This is a genomic window from Actinomadura syzygii (assembly GCF_008085905.1).
Classification (GTDB): domain Bacteria; phylum Actinomycetota; class Actinomycetes; order Streptosporangiales; family Streptosporangiaceae; genus Spirillospora; species Spirillospora syzygii.
In genome coordinates this window covers 263306-282504 of the sequence record NZ_VSFF01000002.1, presented here as the reverse complement: position 1 = coordinate 282504, position 19199 = coordinate 263306, and the positions used below count along the sequence as shown (strand labels likewise).

Annotated in this window: 18 protein-coding genes; 10 read left to right on the top strand and 8 right to left on the bottom strand. The window is 74.6% G+C overall.

Annotated features, from left to right (window positions below; translation table 11 throughout):
- Positions 1-2: 2 nt before the first annotated feature.
- The 3 genes from FXF65_RS05565 to FXF65_RS05555 are packed head-to-tail and all read left to right on the top strand — an operon-like array spanning position 3 to position 2370.
- Positions 3-776 carry a sugar phosphate nucleotidyltransferase gene (locus FXF65_RS05565; RefSeq protein WP_148348619.1) on the top strand — a complete coding sequence of 258 codons (774 nt, stop codon included), beginning with the start codon at positions 3-5 and terminating at the stop codon, positions 774-776.
- Positions 773-1684 carry an NAD-dependent epimerase/dehydratase family protein gene (locus FXF65_RS05560; protein WP_148348618.1) on the top strand — a complete coding sequence of 304 codons (912 nt, stop codon included), beginning with the start codon at positions 773-775 and terminating at the stop codon, positions 1682-1684. The genes FXF65_RS05565 and FXF65_RS05560 overlap by 4 nt, the downstream gene beginning before the upstream one ends.
- Positions 1669-2370: a spherulation-specific family 4 protein gene (locus tag FXF65_RS05555; RefSeq protein ID WP_187412111.1), complete on the top strand. Its 702-nt coding sequence runs from the start codon at positions 1669-1671 to the stop codon at positions 2368-2370. The genes FXF65_RS05560 and FXF65_RS05555 overlap by 16 nt, the downstream gene beginning before the upstream one ends.
- A gap of 1 nt (position 2371) precedes the next feature.
- Here FXF65_RS05555 and pqqE read toward each other — a convergent pair whose 3' ends face one another.
- From pqqE to pqqA, 5 genes are all read right to left on the bottom strand, one after another.
- Positions 2372-3463 (bottom strand): pyrroloquinoline quinone biosynthesis protein PqqE, encoded by a 1092-nt coding sequence (gene pqqE / locus FXF65_RS05550; protein ID WP_222868382.1) that lies wholly within the window; start codon positions 3461-3463, stop codon positions 2372-2374.
- Complete coding sequence (gene pqqD / locus FXF65_RS05545; RefSeq protein ID WP_148348615.1) at positions 3460-3753, bottom strand: pyrroloquinoline quinone biosynthesis peptide chaperone PqqD; 294 nt, start codon at positions 3751-3753, stop codon at positions 3460-3462. Before pqqD ends, pqqE begins: the two co-directional genes overlap by 4 nt.
- The gene (gene pqqC, locus FXF65_RS05540) at positions 3746-4501 is read right to left on the bottom strand and encodes a pyrroloquinoline-quinone synthase PqqC (protein ID WP_222868381.1); all 756 of its coding nucleotides are present in this window, start codon (positions 4499-4501) and stop codon (positions 3746-3748) included. The genes pqqD and pqqC overlap by 8 nt, the downstream gene beginning before the upstream one ends.
- A 64-nt stretch (positions 4502-4565) precedes the next feature.
- Positions 4566-5465, bottom strand: coding sequence for a pyrroloquinoline quinone biosynthesis protein PqqB (pqqB, locus tag FXF65_RS05535; protein WP_148348614.1), 900 nt, complete (start codon positions 5463-5465; stop codon positions 4566-4568).
- A gap of 10 nt (positions 5466-5475) precedes the next feature.
- Positions 5476-5562, bottom strand: coding sequence for a pyrroloquinoline quinone precursor peptide PqqA (gene pqqA, locus FXF65_RS46175; protein ID WP_378233379.1), 87 nt, complete (start codon positions 5560-5562; stop codon positions 5476-5478).
- 249 nt (positions 5563-5811) lie between these two features.
- Here pqqA and FXF65_RS05525 point away from each other — a divergent pair, with 249 nt between their 5' ends.
- The 3 genes from FXF65_RS05525 (at position 5812) to FXF65_RS05515 (ending at position 10254) form a co-directional block, all read left to right on the top strand.
- Positions 5812-6864, top strand: coding sequence for a glucose 1-dehydrogenase (locus FXF65_RS05525; RefSeq protein WP_148348612.1), 1053 nt, complete (start codon positions 5812-5814; stop codon positions 6862-6864).
- Positions 6865-7002: 138 nt separating this feature from the next.
- Positions 7003-7959 (top strand): DUF5954 family protein, encoded by a 957-nt coding sequence (locus FXF65_RS05520; protein WP_148348611.1) that lies wholly within the window; start codon positions 7003-7005, stop codon positions 7957-7959.
- Positions 7960-8118: 159 nt separating this feature from the next.
- Positions 8119-10254 carry an ATP-binding protein gene (locus FXF65_RS05515; protein WP_187412109.1) on the top strand — a complete coding sequence of 712 codons (2136 nt, stop codon included), beginning with the start codon at positions 8119-8121 and terminating at the stop codon, positions 10252-10254.
- On the opposite strand, the gene FXF65_RS05510 is transcribed toward FXF65_RS05515, so the two are convergent.
- Genes FXF65_RS05510 through FXF65_RS05500 form a run of 3 tightly spaced genes read right to left on the bottom strand, consistent with a single transcriptional unit; the run spans position 10193 to position 13157 of the window.
- On the bottom strand, positions 10193-10717 hold the full coding sequence (locus FXF65_RS05510; protein WP_148348609.1) for a hypothetical protein: 525 nt from the start codon (positions 10715-10717) through the stop codon (positions 10193-10195). The two genes, FXF65_RS05515 and FXF65_RS05510, sit on opposite strands and share 62 nt — an antisense overlap.
- Positions 10717-11961 carry a hypothetical protein gene (locus FXF65_RS05505; RefSeq protein WP_148348608.1) on the bottom strand — a complete coding sequence of 415 codons (1245 nt, stop codon included), beginning with the start codon at positions 11959-11961 and terminating at the stop codon, positions 10717-10719. Before FXF65_RS05505 ends, FXF65_RS05510 begins: the two co-directional genes overlap by 1 nt.
- Before the next feature lie 2 nt (positions 11962-11963).
- Positions 11964-13157: a hypothetical protein gene (locus FXF65_RS05500; protein ID WP_148348607.1), complete on the bottom strand. Its 1194-nt coding sequence runs from the start codon at positions 13155-13157 to the stop codon at positions 11964-11966.
- A 240-nt stretch (positions 13158-13397) separates the two neighbouring features.
- On the opposite strand from FXF65_RS05500, the gene FXF65_RS05495 reads away from it, so the two are divergent.
- The 4 genes from FXF65_RS05495 to FXF65_RS05485 all read left to right on the top strand — a co-directional run bounded on the left by FXF65_RS05495 (position 13398) and on the right by FXF65_RS05485 (position 19198).
- Complete coding sequence (locus tag FXF65_RS05495) at positions 13398-16556, top strand: AfsR/SARP family transcriptional regulator (RefSeq protein ID WP_148348606.1); 3159 nt, start codon at positions 13398-13400, stop codon at positions 16554-16556.
- 153 nt (positions 16557-16709) lie between these two features.
- Positions 16710-16847 carry a hypothetical protein gene (locus FXF65_RS43515; protein WP_187412107.1) on the top strand — a complete coding sequence of 46 codons (138 nt, stop codon included), beginning with the start codon at positions 16710-16712 and terminating at the stop codon, positions 16845-16847.
- A gap of 124 nt (positions 16848-16971) precedes the next feature.
- Positions 16972-17790 carry an SAM-dependent methyltransferase gene (locus FXF65_RS05490; protein ID WP_148348605.1) on the top strand — a complete coding sequence of 273 codons (819 nt, stop codon included), beginning with the start codon at positions 16972-16974 and terminating at the stop codon, positions 17788-17790.
- Positions 17791-17896: 106 nt separating this feature from the next.
- Positions 17897-19198 (top strand): phosphodiester glycosidase family protein, encoded by a 1302-nt coding sequence (locus FXF65_RS05485; protein ID WP_148348604.1) that lies wholly within the window; start codon positions 17897-17899, stop codon positions 19196-19198.
- Position 19199: the final 1 nt, after the last annotated feature.

Sequence of the window (19199 nt, the reverse complement as noted above, 5' to 3'; positions counted from 1 at the left end):
CCATGCACGCCGTAATCCTCGCGGGTGGCAAGGGAGTGCGGCTCCGGCCGTACACGACGACCCTGCCGAAGCCGCTCGTCCCCATCGGCGACGAGTACGCGATCTTGGAGATCATGCTCCACCAGCTCTCCCGGCAGGGGTTCCGGTCGGTGACGCTCGCCATCGGGCATCTCGGCCACCTCATCCGGTCGTACGTCGGCGACGGAAGCCGCTGGGGCCTCCGCGTGGACTACGCGGTCGAGGAGGCGCCGCTCGGCACGATCGGCCCGCTGCTCACGATGCGGGACAGGCTCCCCGCCGAATTCCTGGTCGCGAACGGCGACATCCTCACCGACATCGACTTCGCCGCGCTGCTGCTGGAACACGCGGCGACGCGGCCCCCGCTGACCGTCGCCACGTACGCGCGGAAGGTCGCCATCGACTTCGGCGTCCTCACGACGCAGGCCGGCCGGGTCATCGGCTTCAGCGAGAAGCCGACGCTCGACTACCAGGTCAGCATGGGCGTCTACGGCGTCTCCAACGAGGCGCTCGCCAAGTACGAGCCGGGTCGCGCGCTCGGCTTCGACCAGCTCGTCCTGAACCTGCTCGCGGAGGGCCGGCACCCGCGCGAGTACCGGTTCGACGGGTACTGGCTGGACATCGGCCGCCCGGACGACTACGACCGCGCCAACGCCGAGTTCTCCAAGCTGCGCCCGCAGCTCATGGAGGGCCGCGTGGCGGTGACCGCGGGCGGTACGCCGGGCCAGAACGGGTCCGCCGGAAGCGGTGGCGCGTGAGCCGGGTCCTGCTGGTCGGCGCGACGGGGTTCATCGGACGGCACGTCCGCGCGCGGGCGGCCGCCGCGGGCGTGGACGTCGTGCCGGCCGGCCGGACGCCCGAGCTCGGCGGGCTGACGCTCGACCTCGCCGAACGGGCCGGGCCGGTGGCGGACGCGCTCCGCGACGTCGCCCCGGACGCGGTCGTCAACTGCGCGGGCGCCACCCGCGGCGACCCGGCCGACCTCGTGCGCGGCAACGCCGTCGCGGTCGCGAACCTCGTGGCCGCGCTGACCGCGTCCGGCGTCGAGGCGCGGCTCGTGCACCTCGGCTCGGCCGCCGAGTACGGGGACGTCCCGCGCGGCGTCCCCGTCTCGGAGGCCACGCCGCCGCGCCCGGTGTCGGCGTACGGCGTGACGAAGCTCGCCGGGACGGAGCTGGTCCGCGCCGCGGCCGGGGACGGCCTCGACGCCGTCGTGCTCCGCGTGTTCAACCCGATCGGCCCCGGGGCGCCCGAGTCGACGCTGGCCGGGCGGCTCGCCGCCGAACTGCGCGGCGCGGCGGGCCGGGACGACGCGGAGGACATCCGGGTCGGCTCGCTCGCCGCGAGCCGCGACCTGATCGACGTCCGGGACGTCGCGGACGCGGTCCTCGCCGCCGTCCGCGCGGACGGCCCGCTGCCCCCCGTGCTGAACGTGGGCAGCGGGCGGGCGACGCCGCTGCGCGACCTCGCCGCCGAGCTGGTGCGCGTCACCGGCTCCGCGCGGCGAGTTCTGGAAGCCGCCGCCGGATCCGAACGATCGGCGGGCGTCGGCTGGCAGCAGGCCGACGTCAGGGCCGCCGGGCGCGCGCTCGGCTGGAAGCCCGCGACCGACCTCACCACCTCGTTGCGCGACCTATGGGCGGAGACGTCATGGCCTGGCAGATAAGTAGGACGAGGGGGAGGGTCTCCTCCGTCCTCGTCCCCGCGTACTTCCACCCGGACGCCCCGGAATGGGCGGACCTCACGGACGAACGCCTCAAATGGGTGGTGTTCAACATCGCCAGCGGCCCCGGCAGCGTCCGGGACCGCGCGTGGGCCGCCGTGGCGAACCGCCTCGCGGCCAACGGCGTGGAGCTCGCTGGCTACATCGACACCGCCTACGGCGACCGTCCGCCCGAGGACATCGAGGACGAGGTGGCGCGGTACCGGAAGTGGTACGGCATCCGGACGGCGTTCATGGACCAGGTGTCCGCGATCGCCGGGCACGTGCCCCGCTACTGCCGCGCCGTCGCGGCGGCGCAGGGGCGGGGCGCGGAGTGCGTCGTCCTCAACCACGGCATCTACCCGGACCCCGCGTACGCGCGGCTCGCCGACATGCTCGTCACGTTCGAGGGGCCGTGGTCGGCGTACCAGCACTTCCGGCCGCCCGCGTGGGCGGCCAGGGTCCCGGCCGAGACGTTCTGCCACCTCGTGTACGCGGCTCCGCAGGCCGTCCTCGCCGGGGCGCTGGCCCGGGCGGGACGCGGCAACGCGGGCTCCGTCTACGTCACGGACCGGGCGGGCGCGAACCCTTGGAGCGGTCTTCCCGACTACTTCGACCGCGAGATGGACCTCGTCTATCCGGACCGGTGAGTCATCCGGACACGGAGCGCCCCGGCCGGCGGTACACGAACTCGTCGGCCCGGGGCGCCTCCGTCGCGGCGCGGACGAGGTCGTGGTCCGGGGACAGCGCGCACGCCGGATCGGTGCGCGCCGCGTCGCCGGTCAGGGCGTGCGCCTGGCAGCGGCAGCCGCCGAAGTCGACCTCGCGGCGCGGGCAGCTCCGGCACGGCTCGCTCATCCACTCGGTGCCGCGGTAGGCGTTGAACGCCGGCGACTCCGTCCAGATCCAGCCGAGCGGGCGCTCCCGGACGTTCGGCGCGTCCAGGTCGGGGATCGCGTAGGCGGCGGGGCACGGCAGCGCGGTGCCGTCCGGGCCGACCGTGATCGTCCGCGCGCCCCAGCCGCCCATGCACGGTTTCGGGACGCCCTCGTAGTAGTCGGGCAGCACCCAGACCAGCTCGGGCGCGTCCCGCTCCGCCCGCCACGCCGCGACCACGGCCTTCGCCGCGTCGAGCTGGTCGCGGGTCGGGAGCAGCGCGGCGCGGTTGCGCAGCGCCCACCCGTAGAACTGGGTGTTGGCCAGCTCGATCCGGTCGGCGCCCCAGCGGGCCCCAACCTCGATGATCTCGCGGAGGTTGTCGAGGTTGCGCCGGTGCAGGACGACGTTCAGCCCGAACGGCGCGCCCGCGTCCCGGATCACCCCGGCGGCCTCCTCCTTCTCGGCGTAGGAGACCCGCCCGGCGATGAGGTCGGAGCCGGGGCGGCGCGCGTCCTGGAGGGAGAGCTGGACGCTGTTCAGCCCGGCGGCGAGCAGCTCGGCGAGCCGTCCGGCGGTGAGTCCGACGCCGCTCGTCACGAGCTGGGTGTAGACCCCGGCGCGGTGCGCGGCCGCGACGATCTCGGCGAGGTCGGCGCGCAGCAGCGGCTCACCGCCGGACACGTGCGCCTGGACGATCCCGAGCTCGGCGGCCTCGCCGAACACCCGCGTCCACTCGGCGGCGGACAGCTCGGCGCTCGGCCGGACCAGCTCCAGCGGGTTCGAGCAGTACGGGCAGTGCAGCGGGCACGCGTGCGTGACCTCGGCGAGCAGCCCCCACGGCGGGGGAACATCAGTAGTCGTCATCGGAGCCATCCACGCGCGCGGACGCGGTCAAGGAACACGGGCACCTCGGCGTCGAGCGGCGCGTCCGGGAAGGTCTCGGCCAGCTCGGCGATGATGCCGTCGACGGTGCGGCTGCCGTCGCAGAGCCGCAGGATGCGGCCGCCGGTCCCGCTGAGCCGGACCGCGCGCTCGGGCATCAGCAGCAGGTCGGCGCCGCGGACGCGGTCGTAGCGCAGGACGATCGAGCCGTCCAGCGTCGGCCGCCACGCGGGGTCAGCGGAGTCGGCCGGGGCGGCGGCCGGGTCAGTCATCGGGCGCGGCCCCGCTCAGCTCGCACGCCTTCTCGACGGCGTCGAGCAGCGCCCACAGCACCTCGCACTTGAACGTGAACGCGGCCAGCACGCGCTCCTGGTCGTCCCGCGTCCGTGCCCAGCCGTGGACGAGCGCGAGCGCCTCCTCCGCGTCGCGGCCGCCCTGTCCCACGCGCACCTGGAAATAGCGCAGCCCCTCCGGCTCGACCCACGGGTAGTGGCGTTCCCACGCGGCGATCCGCGTGGCCATCAGCTCGGGCGCGTACAGCTCGGTGAGCGACGACGCGACCGCCTCGAGCGCGGAGCCCGTCCGGCAGAAGCCGACGTAGCCGTCCACGGCCAGCCGGACGCCGGGCAGCACGCCCTCGCCGGACAGCAGCGCGTCCCGGTCCAGGCCGACCGCCTCGCCGAGCCGCAGCCAGCGCTCGATGCCGCCGTCGCGGCCGTCGCCGCCCGGGGCGCCGTCGTGGTCCTGGATCCGGCGGATCCACGCGCGGCGCAGCTCCGGGGACGGGAGCTTCGCCAGGATCAGCGCGTCCTTGATCGGGATGTGGCGCTGGTAGTGGAACCGGTTCAGCACCCAGAGGCGCAGCTCGGCCCTGGTCAGCGCGCCCTCGTGCATGCGCAGGTTGAAGGGGTGCCGATGGTGGTAGCGGCGCTCCCCGAGGGTGTGCAGCCGCTCGTCCAGCACCGGGTCCGGCCAGGGCAGCGGCGCGGACACGTCCTGCGCCGGCATCACCATGCTCATTCGTCGATCACCCTGCTCATTCGTCGGTCGGCGCTCGTTCGGTCGGCGCTCGTTCGGTCGGCGCTCATACTTCGATCACCGCTCCCTCCCGGGCGACCTCGATCCCCGCCGCGGCGAGCCGCCGGTGTCCGGGGTCGTCCGGGTCGACGAGGGGGTTGGTGTTGTTCAGGTGCGTGTAGAGGCGCCGTTCGGCCGGGAGCTCGCCGAGGCGCTCGACGGTGCCGTCCGGCCCGGTGATGGGCAGGTGGCCCATCTGGCTGGACGTCTTCGCGCCGATGCCGGTGCGGCGGGGCTCGTCGTCGTCCCAGAACGTGCCGTCGACGAAGACGCAGTCGGCGTCGCGGACGGCGCGCTCGAACTCCTCCGGCCAGTCGGCGAGGGCGGGCGCGTACACGGCGACCTTGCCGTCGCGCCGGTCGCGGACGCGCAGCGCGACCACCCAGGCGTCGTCCGGCTCCTTCAGGTCGGCGGCGTACCGGGGCCGCTTGCCCGACACCCGGACGCCCTGGATCTCCAGCGGCCCGTCGTCGATCGGCTCGGTCTCCTTCTGCGGGAGCGTCGTCCAGGAGACGCCCGCGTAGGGGCCGAGGACCGCGTCCAGCCGGAGGCAGACCGACAGCGCCGACCGCACCGTACCGGTCGCCGCGATCCGCAGCCCGGACGCCTCGCGGAGCCGGGCGATGCCGAGCGTGTGGTCCAGCTCGGCGTCGGTGAGGATCACTCCGGCGACCGGCGTGGCCCGCCGCTCCGGGCCGGGATGCAGTGCCGGATGGTCCTCGATCTGCTCGCCGATGTCGGGTGTGGCGTTGACGACGTACCAGCGGCCCGCCCCGGCCTCGACCGCGATGGAGGCGTGCCGCCGCCGCCAGGACGGGTTCGCGCGGGCGGCGGCGCACCCGGCGCAGGAACAGTTCCACTGGGGCACGCCGCCGCCCGCGGCGGTGCCGAGGACCAGCACGCGCATGGCGGGACGGTCAGCCCTCGTCCGTCAGGTAGGCGGTGACCTCCATGGAGGTCTCCACGATCTCGTAGTCGGGCGTGACCCAGGTGTTCTCGGTCATGGTGCACCTTCCTCTCGGTTGCGGGGCCGGGTGGGCACGCCCACCCGGAGGCGCACCGAATCGTAAGGACGCGCCGGACCGCATTCCGAGGACGTGCGTGCCAGACATCATGAACTCCGTGCCAACCCCGCCGCGCGCGTCCCGGCGGCGCCGTGGGCACGAGTTGACCGGAACGTTGAGGCCCGCGGCGACAGACCAGGACGATCGTGGGTAGGTCAGGGGCGCTCACCATTCGGGAGGAGATTCGGCATGCGCGCCCTGACCGTCGAGCCGCCGAAGCGCGGGTCGCTGGCCGTCGTGGACGTCCCGGACCCCGAGCCCGGTCCGGACGACCTGCTCGTGGCCGGCGTCGCCGTCGGCGTCTGCGGCACCGACCGGGAGATCGCGGGCGGCGACTACGGCAGCCCGCCGCCCGGCCGCGACCGGCTCGTCCTCGGGCACGAGTCGCTCGGCCGGGTGCTGGAGGCGCCGTCCGGCAGCGGGTTCTCCCCCGGCGACCTCGTCGTCGGGGTCGTGCGGCGGCCCGACCCGGAGCCGTGCGGGGCGTGCGCGCACGGCGAGTTCGACATGTGCCGCAACGGCCGCTACACCGAGCGCGGCATCAAGGAGCTGGACGGCTTCGCCAGCACGACGTGGGCCGTCGAGTCCGGCTACGCGGTCGCGCTCGACCCGCGGCTCGCCGAGGTCGGGGTGCTGATGGAGCCGACGTCCGTCGTCGCCAAGGCGTGGGACCAGATCGAGAAGGTCGGCGCGCGGGCCTGGTTCGAGCCGCGCGTGGCGCTCGTGACGGGCGCGGGGCCGATCGGGCTGCTGGCCGCGCTGCTCGGCGTCCAGCGCGGGCTTGAGGTGCACGTCCTCGACCAGGTCACCGAGGGGCCGAAGCCGGGGCTCGTCGCCGACCTCGGCGCCACCTACCACCACGGCACGCTGGACGACGCGGTCGCGGTCGCGACGCCCGACATCGTGATCGAGGCGACGGGGGCCTCGCAGCTCGTCCTCGGCGCGATGGCGAACAACGCGCCGTACGGCGTCGTCTGCCTGACCGGGGTGTCGCCCACCGGGCGGATGCTGCACGTGGACATGGGCGGGCTGAACCGCGACATCGTCCTGGAGAACGACGCGATCATCGGGTCGGTGAACGCCAACCTCGGGCACTACGCGGCGGCGGCGCGGGCGCTCGCGAAGGCCGACCTCGGGTGGCTCGGCGGGCTGATCTCGCGGCGCGTCCCGCTGGAGCGCTTCGCGGACGCCTTCACCCGCCACCGGGACGATGTGAAGGTCGTCATCGCCCTGGCCGACTGACCGCCGACTGACCGCCGCGCGACCCCGGCTCTTGATCGAAAAAACAATTCATAATTAACCACAGAAATGGGGCAAGCCGGGCTCGCGATATACGGAAAATCATGCGGGGAACGGGCGCGGACGGCCAGGATGCGGGGCATGACCTTCCCGCTCATGCACGGGTACGACCACATCAATGTCGTGGCCGCGCTCGATCCGGTCGCGGCGGTGCGCGACCGGGAGCTCGGCGAGCGAATTCTGGAATACCCGAAGCTGCTCCCCGCCGGGTCCCCCGAGTTCGGGCACGCCGTGCAGGAGGACGGGGAGTGGCGGATCGGGTCGCTCGGCTCGGACGACCCGTCCTCGGCCAGATACGGCCTCGCCTTCGACCTCCGGACGGCCGCCGCCGACGAGCCCGACCCCGGCACCGCCCAGGCGATGGGGGCCGCCGCCGCGCGGCTCGACCCCGAGGAGGGCGACCAGCTCGCGAAGGACGAGTGGGAGATCGGCCCGCGCCGCTACCGGGTCGTCCGTGCGGAGAAGTTCATGCTGATCGGCGACCGGGTGATGGAGCCGCCGCGCGCCACCGACGCCGACCTCGCCGCCGACGGCCTGCTGCGCGGCCACCCGCTCGACCCGGCCGCGCCGTGCGGGCAGTGGGAGGCGCAGCTGCGGCTGAACCTCGTCGGGTACATGCCGGTCGCGGGGACCGTCCCGGACGAGGTGCGCACCGAGGCGCGGCACGCGATCCGCACGCACCCCGGCGTCGTGCTGCTCCCGCCGACGTTCGTCGTGGTGGAGGTGGCGGGCGACGCCTGGTCCCCGATCACCGGCGGGGACGCCCCGCACGAGGCCGTCGACCGGCTCGCCCGGCACTTCACCGACCTGCTGCCGAGGCTGCGCGAGTTCCAGGGCGACCCGCCGTCCGCCGACGAGGTGGCCGAGTGGGAGGCGCTCGCCGCCGGGGTGCGGGCCGCGAGCGGGCACCGGATCGTCGTGCGGGGACGCGAGTTCCGCACCGTCCGCGTGTCCCGGATGCTGCGGCTCGGCCGGGACGGCCCGGAGGCGCCCCGGCCCTGCGACCAGTCCCGCTACGGCCTGAACGCGGAAGCCTGAGCGGGCCCCGACGGGCGCCTGACCGGGGCGCATGACCGCCATTCTTACTGGCCAAATAAACCAATTCATGCATGCTTTAATTCCGGCCGCGCTATCAGCGGGTAAGGTGCGGACGAGGCGGTCCGATGCCGAGCGGACGCTGATGGGATGGATGGGATCGTGCAGTCTCCCGACGAACCGGAAATCCGCGCCAACGAGCTCACCGGGACAATAGCGGGCTCCAGCGTCCAGGCCGGTTCCGTCACGGGCGGCGTGCATATCACCACGGGCCGTCCGGCGTCGCTTCCGACGCCCGCGCAACTCCCGGCCCCCGGATTGTTCGCGAACCGGCACGACGAATTGGCGGAATTGCGGGCGCTCTCGGAGGGCACCGGCCTCGTGGTGGTCAACGGCCCCGGCGGCGTCGGCAAGACGACGCTCGCGCTGGCCTGGCTGCACGAGGTGAAGGCCGACTACGACGCCCAGTTGTTCGTCGACCTGCGCGGCTTCTCGGGCGCCGAGCCGCTGCCGCCGGACGAGCCGCTCGGCCGCTTCCTGCGGGCGCTCGGCGCCGGCGCGGAGAGCACGCCGACCGGCGTGGACGAGCAGGCCGCCCTGTTCAGGTCGCTGACCAGCGGCCGCCGCCTGATCGTGATGCTCGACAACGCGGTGTCGGCGGCGCAGGTCAGGCCGCTGCTGCCCGGCGCGGGCCCCTCGCTGGTCGTGGTGACGTCGCGGCGGCGGCTGTCCGGGCTGGTGGTGGACGGCGCGCGGTTCCTCGACGTCCCGCCGCTCGGCACGCAGGGCGCCCTGGAGCTGCTGGAGCGCCTGATCGGCCCGGACCGGATCGGCGCGGAGCGCGAGCAGGCCCGGTCGCTCGTCGCGCTGTGCGGGACGCTGCCGCTCGCGGTCTGCGCGTCCGGGGCCCGGCTCGCCGCCCGGCGGCGCTGGCCGATCGCCCGCGCGGTCGCGGAACTCGACGACGAGGCGCGCCGGCTGGCGGCGCTGCGCGCCGGTGAGGACGACATCTCCGTGAACGCCGTGTTCAACGCCTCCTACCAGGCCCTCGACGATCCGCACGCGCGGGCGTACCGGCTGCTCAGCGTCCATCCGGGACCCGACCTCGGACTGGCCGCGGCGGCGTCGCTGATCGACCGCGGCGCGGAGGCCGCGCGGGAGCTGCTGCAGGGCCTCGTCGAGGCGAGCCTCCTGCTGGAGGACGCCGACGAGCGGTACCGCTTCCACGACCTCGTCCGTTTGCACGCGCGGGACAAGGCGCGCGAGCCGGGCGCGGAGCCGGACCGCGCGGCCGCGTTCGCGCGGCTCGCCGACTGGTACCTGACGACGGCGGTCGCCGCCGACCTCGCGCTGCTGCCCGGCCGCTGGCACCTCGGCCCCCGCTACGGGGCCGTCCGCCGCGAGGACGTCTTCCCCGACCGCCGGGAGGCCGTCGACTGGCTCGAACGCGAGCACCAGAACCTGTCCGCGGTGGCCCGCGCGGCGCACGACGGCGGGCTGCACGCGATGGCGTGGCAGCTCTGCGAGGCGATGTGGCCGCTGTTCGTCCAGCGCAAGCACTACCGGTCGTGGATCCGGATGCACGAGCTCGGCCGGGACGCCGCCGCCGCGTGCGGCGACCGGCGGGCCGAGGCGCGGATGCTCGAAGGGCTCGGCACGGCCCACCTCAACCTGCGCGACACCGCCGCCGCCCGGCCGTGCTTCGAGGCGGCGCTGGAGCTGGAGCGGGCGACCGGGCACCGGCTCGGCGAGGCGTCCGCCCTCGAAGGGCTCGGCAACGCGATGCTCGCGACCGGCGACCCGTCCGGCGCGGCCGAGCTGTTCGGCGCGGCCCGCGACGTGCACGCCGCGCTGGACCGGCCGCGCGGCGTCGCGCTGATGCGGCGGCACCTCGGCGAGGCGCTCAGCGCGGCCGGACGGCACGACGCCGCGATCGAGACGCTGACCGACGTCCTCGCCACCTTCACCGAACTGGACGAGCCGTACCACCGCGCCCGCACGCTGACCTGCCTCGGCAGGGCGCGGCTCGGCGCCGGACGGCTGGACGAGGCCGCGCACGCGCTGCGCGGCGCGCTGGAGATCTCCCGCGCGGCGGGCGCGCCGCACGTGGAGGCCGACGCGCTGCTCGACCTCGCCGTCGTGGCGGCGCGCCGGGGCGACGCGACGGCCGAGCGCCGCGACCTCGAACGCGCCCTCGCGATCTACGCCAGGCTCGGCTCGCCGCAGACGGAGGCCGTCAGGCGGCGGCTCGCCGAGACGCCGCCCGCCCCTCCGGCGCCCGACCGCGGACGACGGTGAGCCGCGCCCCGGCCAGCGCGTCCAGCGGACGGCCCGAGCACGCCCACAGGTGCAGGGCGGACGCGCAGCGCGCCGCGTCGTCGTCGCCGCACGCGCCGCCGGCGACGAGGATGAGCCGCGCCCGCCACCCGCGCACCGCGAGGAGGCAGCCCCGAGGCGAGGTGACGGCGAGCACCAGGCACCCCGGGAAGTCCCCGGGACCGCCGCCGCCCGGACGGCGGACGATCACGTCCGCGCACGACAGCCAGGCCCACGACGTCACGCCGGGCCCGGCCACGAGATGCTCGTCGGCCGCCGTCCCGTCCGGCCGCGTGGCGTCGCCGACCGGCGAGCGCCGCAGGTTCACGAACAGCGGGACCGCCCCGGCGGCGTCGATCAGGACGCCCTCCGCGCCGGAGCCCCGCCGGGCATTGAGCCCGGCAGGGTCGTCCCAGGCGCGGACGAGCGCGACGTCCGCGCCCATCACGCCGCCCGCAGCGCGGGGAAGGGCACCGAGCCCGGCATCGGGACCGGGGTCACGTCGGGCGGGCGGTCCCGGTCCGGCAGCCGTAACAGCCGGTACATCTCCCCTCGGATGAGCCGGGCGGCCTGCCCGGGACGCGAGCTGATGTCGTGCCGGAGCGCCTCGTGCACCAGCGGCCCGTAGGCGTGGACGGCGTCGTCCACCTGCGGCGCGAGCGGCTCGTCCCAGTCGAGGCGCGGCGCGACCGCGCCGAGCCGGGCGACGTGGGAGCCGGGCGCGACGCTGTCCTCGGGGAAGGCGCCGAGCAGCGCCGGGACGCCGAGAGCCGCGCCGTAGCACGTGACCGAGCCATGGTCGCCGATCACCCGGTCGGCGGCGACCAGCGCGGCCCGCCAGCCCTCTTCGGGCGGGAGCAGCCGGACGCCGAGCCGCCGGCAGTCCGCGTACCACGACAGGATCTGCCGCCTGCCGTGCCACGTCCAGATGTGCGGGTGGAGCGCGGCGACGACCTGGTACCTGTCGCGCGGCAGCTCCGCGGCGATCCGGTACAGCCGCTCCGGGTCGCCGCCGAGCAGCGAGTCGGGGCACCAGGTCGAGCTGACGAACACGAGGCACTGGTCCGGCCGGACGCCGAGCGCCCTGCGGTACACGTCCCGGTACGGCACGCTCGCCACCAGCCGGTCGAGGCACGGGTCGCCGCCGACGAACGCGACCGGCAGCGCCTCCGGGCACTCGCGGGCGAGGCCGAGCAGGTGCCGGTCGTGCGGCAGGACGACCGACGACGGCACCACCCGTCCGGCGACGACGAGCCGTTCCCGGATCAGCCCCGTGACGGGCCGCTCCGCGGGCGGGCCGAGGCCGGGACGCCGTCCGAGCAGCTTGCCGGGGCCGGAGCCGTGCGGCACGGTCAGCACCGGGGCGTGCAGGTTCTCCAGCATGCCGTGGCTCGCCGCGACCACGAGGTCGAAGCGCGACCGGACGGCCTGCGACCAGGGCATGACGAACCCGCCGAGGTCGCGGAGGAACTCGTCCAGGCCGCCGGTGAACGGCGACGCGGGCGCGGCCGTGTAGGCGACGGCCAGCCTGCGGTCGCTCTCCAACAGCGGCAGGACGTCCGACAGCCGGGTCGCGGCCGTCAGGTGGTGCGCGACCGCGAGGACCGTGCGCCGCGCGGGCAGCGTCGATCCGCGCCGCGCATCCAAACCGAAGGGACCGGACGCCCAGGCGTCCATCGTGCAGTCCATGCTCAACCTCTCTGGCAGGCGTGGCTCGGGCGGCCCGCCGGGCACACCCGCGTGGACGGAGTGGACGGAGTGGACGGAACGGACGGGGCGAACACGGTCTCGATGCGGTACGGCGGCGGCACCGGATCCGCGACCGGGATGGTGGCGGGCTGCGGGAGCCGCAGCAGCCCGTACATCAGGCGGCGCATGTTGCGGTCGAACCGTCCGGGCGCGGACGTGATCCGCTCCGCGACCGGCCGGACGCGCTCCGGCCGCCACCGCGCGGCCGCCTCGGCGAGTTGCACGGCGACCGGGCGGTCCGGGACGAGCCGGACGGCGCCGTCCCACTCCTCCCCCGTGCCCGGGCCGGCGTCGTCGAGCAGGACGGGGACGCCGACGAGCGTCCCGTACCGGGTGACCGGGCCCGGCGCGCCGACGATCCAGTCGGCGGCGACGAGCGCTGCGCGCCAGTCCGCGTCCGGCGGCAGGAGCCGCAGGCCGTCCCGCAGGTGGGCGGCCAGCCCGGCGACCCCGGCGTCCCAGGCGCCGGGGCCGGGCTCTGGAACCCCCAGCACGTGGTAGCCGGACGCGGCCCCGCCGAGCAGGCGGCGCACGACGTCCAGCCGCCGCGCGACGTCCCCCGACCGGCAGCGCCCGCCCGCGCAGGGAAGCGTCGCGTCCGGAAGCGCGACCACGGCGAGCCGGGCGCGCTCCCCCACGCCGAGCGCCCGCCGGTAGAAGTCGCGCAGCGGCAGGCTCGCCACCAGCCGGTCGTGCGTGGCGTCGCCGACCACGACCGACGCCGCGCCCCGGACCGGACGGTCCAGGTCGTGCGCCCACGCGTACACGGCCCCCGCCCCGCCCGGGACGGGCTGCGGCGTGCCGGGCCGGACGGCCAGCGGGGCACCCGCCCCGGCCGCCTCCGGCGACGCGGTCACGGCGAGGCCGAAGCCGCCGCCCTCGGCGTCCCGCCGGGACAGCGGCGCGGTGCCCGCGTCCCGGAGCATCGCCTCCACGGCGGCGGCGGACGGCCCGGGAGCCGCCGCGCACACCACGCGCAGCCGCGGGTCCGCGGCCGCGAGCCGCGCCACGTCGAGGGCGGGCTGCCCGGGCACGGGCGCGCCCACCATGATCAGCACTGTGCGCCGGTCGCCCGGGCCGCCCCACCAGCCGGGGTCGACGCCGGTCAGCGCCCGACGCCATTCGAAGCCGGACATCCTTGCCAATGAACCCCCTTTGACCTTGGATGCGGGAACCCGCTCTCCTCCGTCGCAGATCGAAATGACCTGCCCTCCGCATTCGAGTGTCGATCGGGGAACTTGACGAAAACTTGCAATCGTCCTGACTTGGTAAGTTGTCCGTCCCATGGTGGCCATGTGAGGCGTGCTCGGGCCTGGCCATTGCGGACGGATGATGCAAAAATCGGCTCAGGAGGAGATTTCCACAAAGGGGCACCTGTGGAGTTCCGCGTGATAGGCCCCGTTGAGCTGTGGACAGACGGCCGACGGCGCGACCTCGGAACGACGAAGGAACGGTGCGTCCTCGCCGTCCTGCTGCTGAGCCCGCGGCAGCCGGTGCCCGCCGACTCCCTCATCCGGCGCGTGTGGGGCGACCGCCCGCCCGCCAAGGCCAAGCAGGGCCTCTACACCTACATGGCCCGGCTGCGGGGGCGGCTCGCGGACGTCGACGGCGCCGCGCTGGTGTCCCGGCAGGGCGCCTACCTGATCGACGTGCCGGACGAGTCCGTCGACCTGCACCTGTTCCGGTCGCTGCGCGTCCAGGCCAGGGCCATCGCCGAGAGCGGCGACGACGAGTACGCCCTCGACCACCACCGCCGCGCGGCCGAGCTGTGGCGGGCCGCGCCGCTCGCCGACCTGACCGGCGACTGGGCGGAGCGGACCCGGCAGACCCTGGAGGAGGAGTACCTGGCCGCCGCGATCGAGCGGATCGACATGGAGCTGTACCGCGGCAACCATTCCGACCTCGTCCAGGAGCTGGCCGAGCTGGCCGAGCGGTTCCCGCTGGACGAGCGGCCGGCCGAGCGGCTCATGGTCGCGCTCTACCGGTGCGGGCGCCCCGCCGAGGCCCTGGACGTCTACCGCGCCGCCCACGACCGCAACGTCGAGGAGTTCGGCACCGACACCGGGCCCGCGTTACAGGAATTGCAGCAAAAGATTCTGCGCAATGATCCGGCGCTGCTGCGCGTTCCGAGGACGCAGTTGAACGTCGATCAGCGTCCGCACAATCTGCCGACCGACCAGGGTTCCTTCGTCGGCCGAGAGGAAGAGCTGCGACGCCTCATGGACGAGGCGCCGACCGTCCGCGAACCGGATTACGCGGTGCCGCCCACGGGTTCGGTGACGACCGTAATCGCCATTGACGGAATGCCCGGAGTGGGAAAGACCGCGCTGGCCGTCCGGTTGGCGCACCGGCTGGCGGACCAATTCCCGGACGGCGCCCTCTTCCTGGAACTGCACGCGCACGACGCCCGGCAGGAGCCGGTCGAGGCGGCCGCCGCGCTGGACACGCTGCTGCGCATGATCGGGGTGCCCGCGACGCGCGTCCCGCGCTCGCTGGACGAGCGGTCCGCGCTGTGGCGGTCGCGGCTCGCGGGCGGGCGGCTGCTCCTCGTCCTGGACGACGCCGCGGGCCACGAGCAGGTGCGGCCGCTGCTGCCCGCGTCCGCCGGGTGCCTGGTGGTCGTGACCAGCAGGCGGCGGCTGACCGGGCTGCACGACTCGGTCCCGCTGTCGCTGGAGGTGCTGCCCGTCCGGGACGCGATCGCGCTGTTCATGACCATCGCCGGGCCGGGACTGGAGGGCGCCGACGCCGACCTCGCCGCCGTCGTCGGGCGCTGCGGGCGGCTGCCGCTCGCGGTCCGGATGGCGGCGAGCAGGCTGCGGCACCGCCGCGCGTGGAGCGTCGGCGACCTGCTCGCCCGGCTCGGCCCCGGCGACCGGCGGCTGGACGAGCTGCGCGTCGAGAACCACGAGATCACGGCCGTGTTCGAGGTCTCCTACCGCGGGCTGCCGCCGCAGCTCCGCGAGGCGTTCCGGGCGTTCGGGCTGCATCCCGGGCCGGACCTGACGGTGGCCGCCGCGGCGGCGGCGCTCGGCCGTCCCGTCCGGGAGGCGGAGCGGGTGCTGGAGGAACTGCTCGACCGGCATCTGATCACCGAGCCGGTCAGCGGCAGGTATCGCTTCCACGACCTCGTCCAGGACTATGCGCGGCGGCTCGCGCGCGACGTCGACGCCGAGGACGAGCGGCGCCGGACCGTCCACCGGATCCTCGACCACTACCTCGCGGCGGCGGACCGGGCGGACCGGCTGCTGTCCCCGCAGCGGCGGGCGGGCCGCGTCCTGATCCGCTACCCGGCCCCCGAGCTCCCCGCTTTCGAGGACGAGGCGCAGGCCGCGGCCTGGCTCACCGCCGAGCACGACTGCCTGCTGAACGCCGCCGCCGAGGCCGAGCGCGGCGGCCTGCCGGCGCACGTCGCCGGGCTCGCCCACGCCCTCGCCGGGCACCTGGAGTCGCGCGGCCTCTGGGACGCGGCGGCGCGCCTGCACACCCGCGCGATCGCCGCGCTGCGCGGCCTGGACGACGCGCCCGGCACCGCCCGCGCGCTCGCCGACCGCAGCCTCGTCCGGTTCCGCTGCGGCGAGTACGGCGCCGCGCGGGACGACGCCGAGGAGGCGCTGGCGATCCACCGCGCCGTCGGCGACCGGCACGGCGAGGCCGACGTCCTCGGCCATCTGAGCCTGGTCCACTGGCACCTGTCGCGTTTCCCCGAGGCACTGGAGCGCTGCCGCGAGGCGCTGGACATCCGCCGTTCCGTGGGTGACCGGCACGGCGAGGCGCGCAGCCTCGACCACACCGCGATCTTCCTCGAATACACCGGCGAGCACCGGGAGGCGGAGCGGCTGCGGCTGCGCGCGATCGACATGTTCACCGAGTTGGACGACCCGCGCGGCCGGACGATGGCGCTGAACAACATGGGCGAGTTGCTGCTCCGCATGGGCGACGTCGACCGGGCGGTCGACTACTACGAGCGGACGGCCGCCGCCGCGGCCGAACTCGGCCGCCAGCATCAAGCCATCTCCCTGATCAATATGGCCAACGTGCACCGGCACACCGACGAGCCCGAGCCCGCGCTGCTGAATTACCGGAAGGCGCTCGCCATCTCCATGGAGATCGGTGACAAGCGCAGTTCGGTCGAGACGCTGATCGGCATCGGCGCGACCCTGCACAATATCGGCCGATTTCGCGAGGCGCTCATTCACCACGAGCGCGCGTTAGTCATTTCACGTGCGATCAGCGAACGTTATGAGGAGACCCTCGCGCTCCGCCATCTGGGCGAAACTCTTGCGGCGTCCGGCCGGTATCCGGCGGCCGTCGACCATCTCCGGCGGGCGCACGCCCTGGCGACCGAAATCGGAGTGCCGTTCGAGATAGGCAAGGCGCTGGAGGGGCTCGGCACGGCGTTGCTGCACGTGCAGGGCCAGGACGCCGCCCACGAGCACTGGCGCGACGCGGTCCGGGTGTTCGAGTCCATCGGCCTCCCCGCCGACGACCTCCGTGGACGTCTCGCGGATCCCGACGAGATCACCGGCACCTAGACAAAAGGGACCAGTTCCGCCAAGGCTCCGACAAGCCTCCTTACCAACAGATGCCCGCTTTGCCGGACACGGGGTGATGAGACGGAGTAATCTGGCGTGCCAGTGCACGGGTTCACCCGGCGACTTAAATATGGATTGGGAGACCTTTTTTCGATGGCGAAACGTCTTCTGCTGGCGGCCACGATCGTCGCGGCCACCGTGGTGCTGCCCGCGGGTCACGCGGGCGCGGCGCAGCAGGTTCACATGACCTCTGCGCAGACCGTCCACCGGACCAAGGTCCACATGACCTGAGCGGACCACGCTCCAGGGTCGGCCGGGTGGAACGTCCCACCCGGCCGCAGTGTATCTCGCGAAGATCTTCCGGCCGTGGGAAACTCGCGGCGTCCACGACTTCCCCCGCGTTGGAGGGACCCTCATGACGGGGCATTCGGAGATCGACACGTCCGTCCCGCATTCCGCACGGATCTGGAATCATTGGCTGGGCGGCAAGGACAACTACCCCGTCGACCGTGAGGTCGGGGACGATTTCGTCAGCATCTTCCCTGGTCAGGTCGACATCGCGCGCCATTCGCGGGCCTTCCTCGGCCGCGCCGTCCGGTACCTGGCGGGCGAGGCGGGGGTGCGGCAGTTCCTGGACGTCGGCACCGGCCTCCCGACCGTCGACAACACGCACGAGGTGGCGCAGCGCGTCGCGCCCGACGCCCGCATCGTCTACGTCGACAACGATCCGCTCGTGCTCGTCCACGCCCGCGCGCTGCTCACGTCCACGCCGGAGGGCGCCACGGCCTACGTGGACGCCGACATCCGCGACCCGGACGCGATCCTCGCGAAGGCCGCCGAGACCCTCGACTTCGACGAGCCGGTGGCGCTGCTGCTGCTCGGCATCCTCGGCCACCTCACCGACGAGGAGGACCCGGAGGGCGTGCTCGGCCGCCTCGTCGCGGCGCTCGCCCCGGGCAGCCACGTCGTGATCAACGACGGCACCGACGTGATCGGGACGCCCGGCGCGGACGGCGTCGACGAGAGCGCCCGCGTCCGCGCGATCACCCGGTACGTCCAGGCCGGGGGCATCGCCTACAACCTGCGCTCCCCCGAGCGGATCACCGGCTACTTCACGGGCCTGGAACTGCTGGAGCCGGGCGTGGTCACGGTGTCGCGGTGGCGTCCCGAGCCGTCCCCGTTCGGCGAGCCGCCCGCGCTGGACGCCTTCTGCGGGGTCGCGCGCGTCCCGTGACCGGGGCAACCCGAACTTCGAAATTTGTTGAGCCGCAGAACGCCCTGCCTTAATTCGCCGCGCGTCATGATCAGCGGGCCGGTTACCCGTTGAGAGGAGCGTCGCTGTGCGAAGAGTGCTGGTCGGGGTGGTCGCCGCGGGAGTCGTCGTGGCCGGGGTCGTCCCGGCGTCCGCGGGCCCGCCGCCATCGCCGGGCGGGGACGGCGCCGGGTCGGGCGAGCGGCCGGACGCGCGGGCGCGGGCGCTGCCCCCGTCCGGCCGGGTCGGGACGCTGCGGTTCACGTCGTCGAGCCGCCGGGCTCCCGGCGTGGAGTTCCGGACGTTCGAGACGACCGGCGTAGGCGGCCCGGTGGTCGGCTACCTCGTGAACGTGGACCTGCGCGGCCCAGGTGTCCGCGTGGGCCTGCTGCACCCGCCCTCGATCGCGCAGCGGCAGACGGTGTCGGAGATGGCGCAGGCCCAGCAGGCCGTCGCCGGGATCAACGGCGACTTCTTCAACATCAGCGAGACGCATCCCGGGGTGCCGCCGACCGGCTCGTCGTCCGGCCCGGAGGTGGACGGCGGACGGCCGCTCAAGGGCGCGGTGCCGGACGGCCAGCGGTTCGGTCCGGCGCTGCCGCCCGGCACGTCCGCCGAGGACGTCGTCGGGATCGACGCCGACGGCCGCGCCCGCGTGGAGCGCCTGCACCTGACCGGCGTCGTCCGCACCGACGGCGGCAGGAGGAGGAAAGCCGTCGAGCTGCCGCTGCGCGGCCTCAACCAGTACGCAATACCGGTCGGCAGCGCGGGCGCGTTCACCGCCGCCTGGGGCGCGGTGTCGCGGCGGCGCGCGGTCTGCGGGACGGACACCGCCCGCAATGCCCCGTGCACCACGAACGCGGCGGAGGTCACCGTCCGGCGGGGCGTCGTGACGGCGGTGGCGGACGAGGTCGGCGCGGGCGCGATCCCCGCCGACACGGTCGTGCTGGTCGGGCGCGAGAAGGGCGCGGACGACCTGCGCCGCCTCCGTCCCGGCGACAAGGTGAAGGTCGACTACCAGTTCGCCGCCCGCTACCGCTTCGCGGTGGGCGGGTTCCCGATCCTGCGGGACGGCGAGCCGCTCCAGGGCCTCGACCCGAAGGGCCCGGCCCCGCGCACGGCCGCCGGGGTGAGCCGCGACGGCCGCCGCATGCAGCTCGTCGTGGTCGACGGACGCTCCGCCGAGAGCGCCGGGGTCACGGTCGCCGAGCTGGCGTCCCTCCTGGAGGACGTCGGCGCCGACGACGCGGTGAACCTCGACGGCGGCGGCTCGTCCGCGGTCGTCACCCGCGACGGCGACGAGACCGACGTCCGCAACGTCCCATCTGACGGCGAAGAGCGCGCCGTAGCGAACGGCATCGGCGTCTTCACCGACGCCCGCCGCCGCTGAA

Excerpts from the sequence above, each read along its gene's own strand:
- FXF65_RS05510 (WP_148348609.1), bottom strand. The coding sequence starts at position 10,717 with ATGGGCGCGGACGTCGCGCTCGTCCGCGCCTGGGACGACCCTGCCGGG.
- FXF65_RS05525 (WP_148348612.1), top strand. The coding sequence starts at position 5,812 with ATGCGCGCCCTGACCGTCGAGCCGCCGAAGCGCGGGTCGCTGGCCGTC.
- pqqA (WP_378233379.1), bottom strand. The coding sequence starts at position 5,562 with ATGACCGAGAACACCTGGGTCACGCCCGACTACGAGATCGTGGAGACC.
- pqqE (WP_222868382.1), bottom strand. The coding sequence starts at position 3,463 with ATGACGACTACTGATGTTCCCCCGCCGTGGGGGCTGCTCGCCGAGGTC.
- pqqB (WP_148348614.1), bottom strand. The coding sequence starts at position 5,465 with ATGCGCGTGCTGGTCCTCGGCACCGCCGCGGGCGGCGGCGTGCCCCAG.
- pqqC (WP_222868381.1), bottom strand. The coding sequence starts at position 4,501 with ATGAGCATGGTGATGCCGGCGCAGGACGTGTCCGCGCCGCTGCCCTGG.
- FXF65_RS05565 (WP_148348619.1), top strand. The coding sequence starts at position 3 with ATGCACGCCGTAATCCTCGCGGGTGGCAAGGGAGTGCGGCTCCGGCCG.
- FXF65_RS05555 (WP_187412111.1), top strand. The coding sequence starts at position 1,669 with ATGGCCTGGCAGATAAGTAGGACGAGGGGGAGGGTCTCCTCCGTCCTC.
- FXF65_RS05520 (WP_148348611.1), top strand. The coding sequence starts at position 7,003 with ATGACCTTCCCGCTCATGCACGGGTACGACCACATCAATGTCGTGGCC.
- FXF65_RS05490 (WP_148348605.1), top strand. The coding sequence starts at position 16,972 with ATGACGGGGCATTCGGAGATCGACACGTCCGTCCCGCATTCCGCACGG.
- pqqD (WP_148348615.1), bottom strand. The coding sequence starts at position 3,753 with ATGACTGACCCGGCCGCCGCCCCGGCCGACTCCGCTGACCCCGCGTGG.
- FXF65_RS43515 (WP_187412107.1), top strand. The coding sequence starts at position 16,710 with ATGGCGAAACGTCTTCTGCTGGCGGCCACGATCGTCGCGGCCACCGTG.
- FXF65_RS05505 (WP_148348608.1), bottom strand. The coding sequence starts at position 11,961 with ATGGACTGCACGATGGACGCCTGGGCGTCCGGTCCCTTCGGTTTGGAT.
- FXF65_RS05500 (WP_148348607.1), bottom strand. The coding sequence starts at position 13,157 with ATGTCCGGCTTCGAATGGCGTCGGGCGCTGACCGGCGTCGACCCCGGC.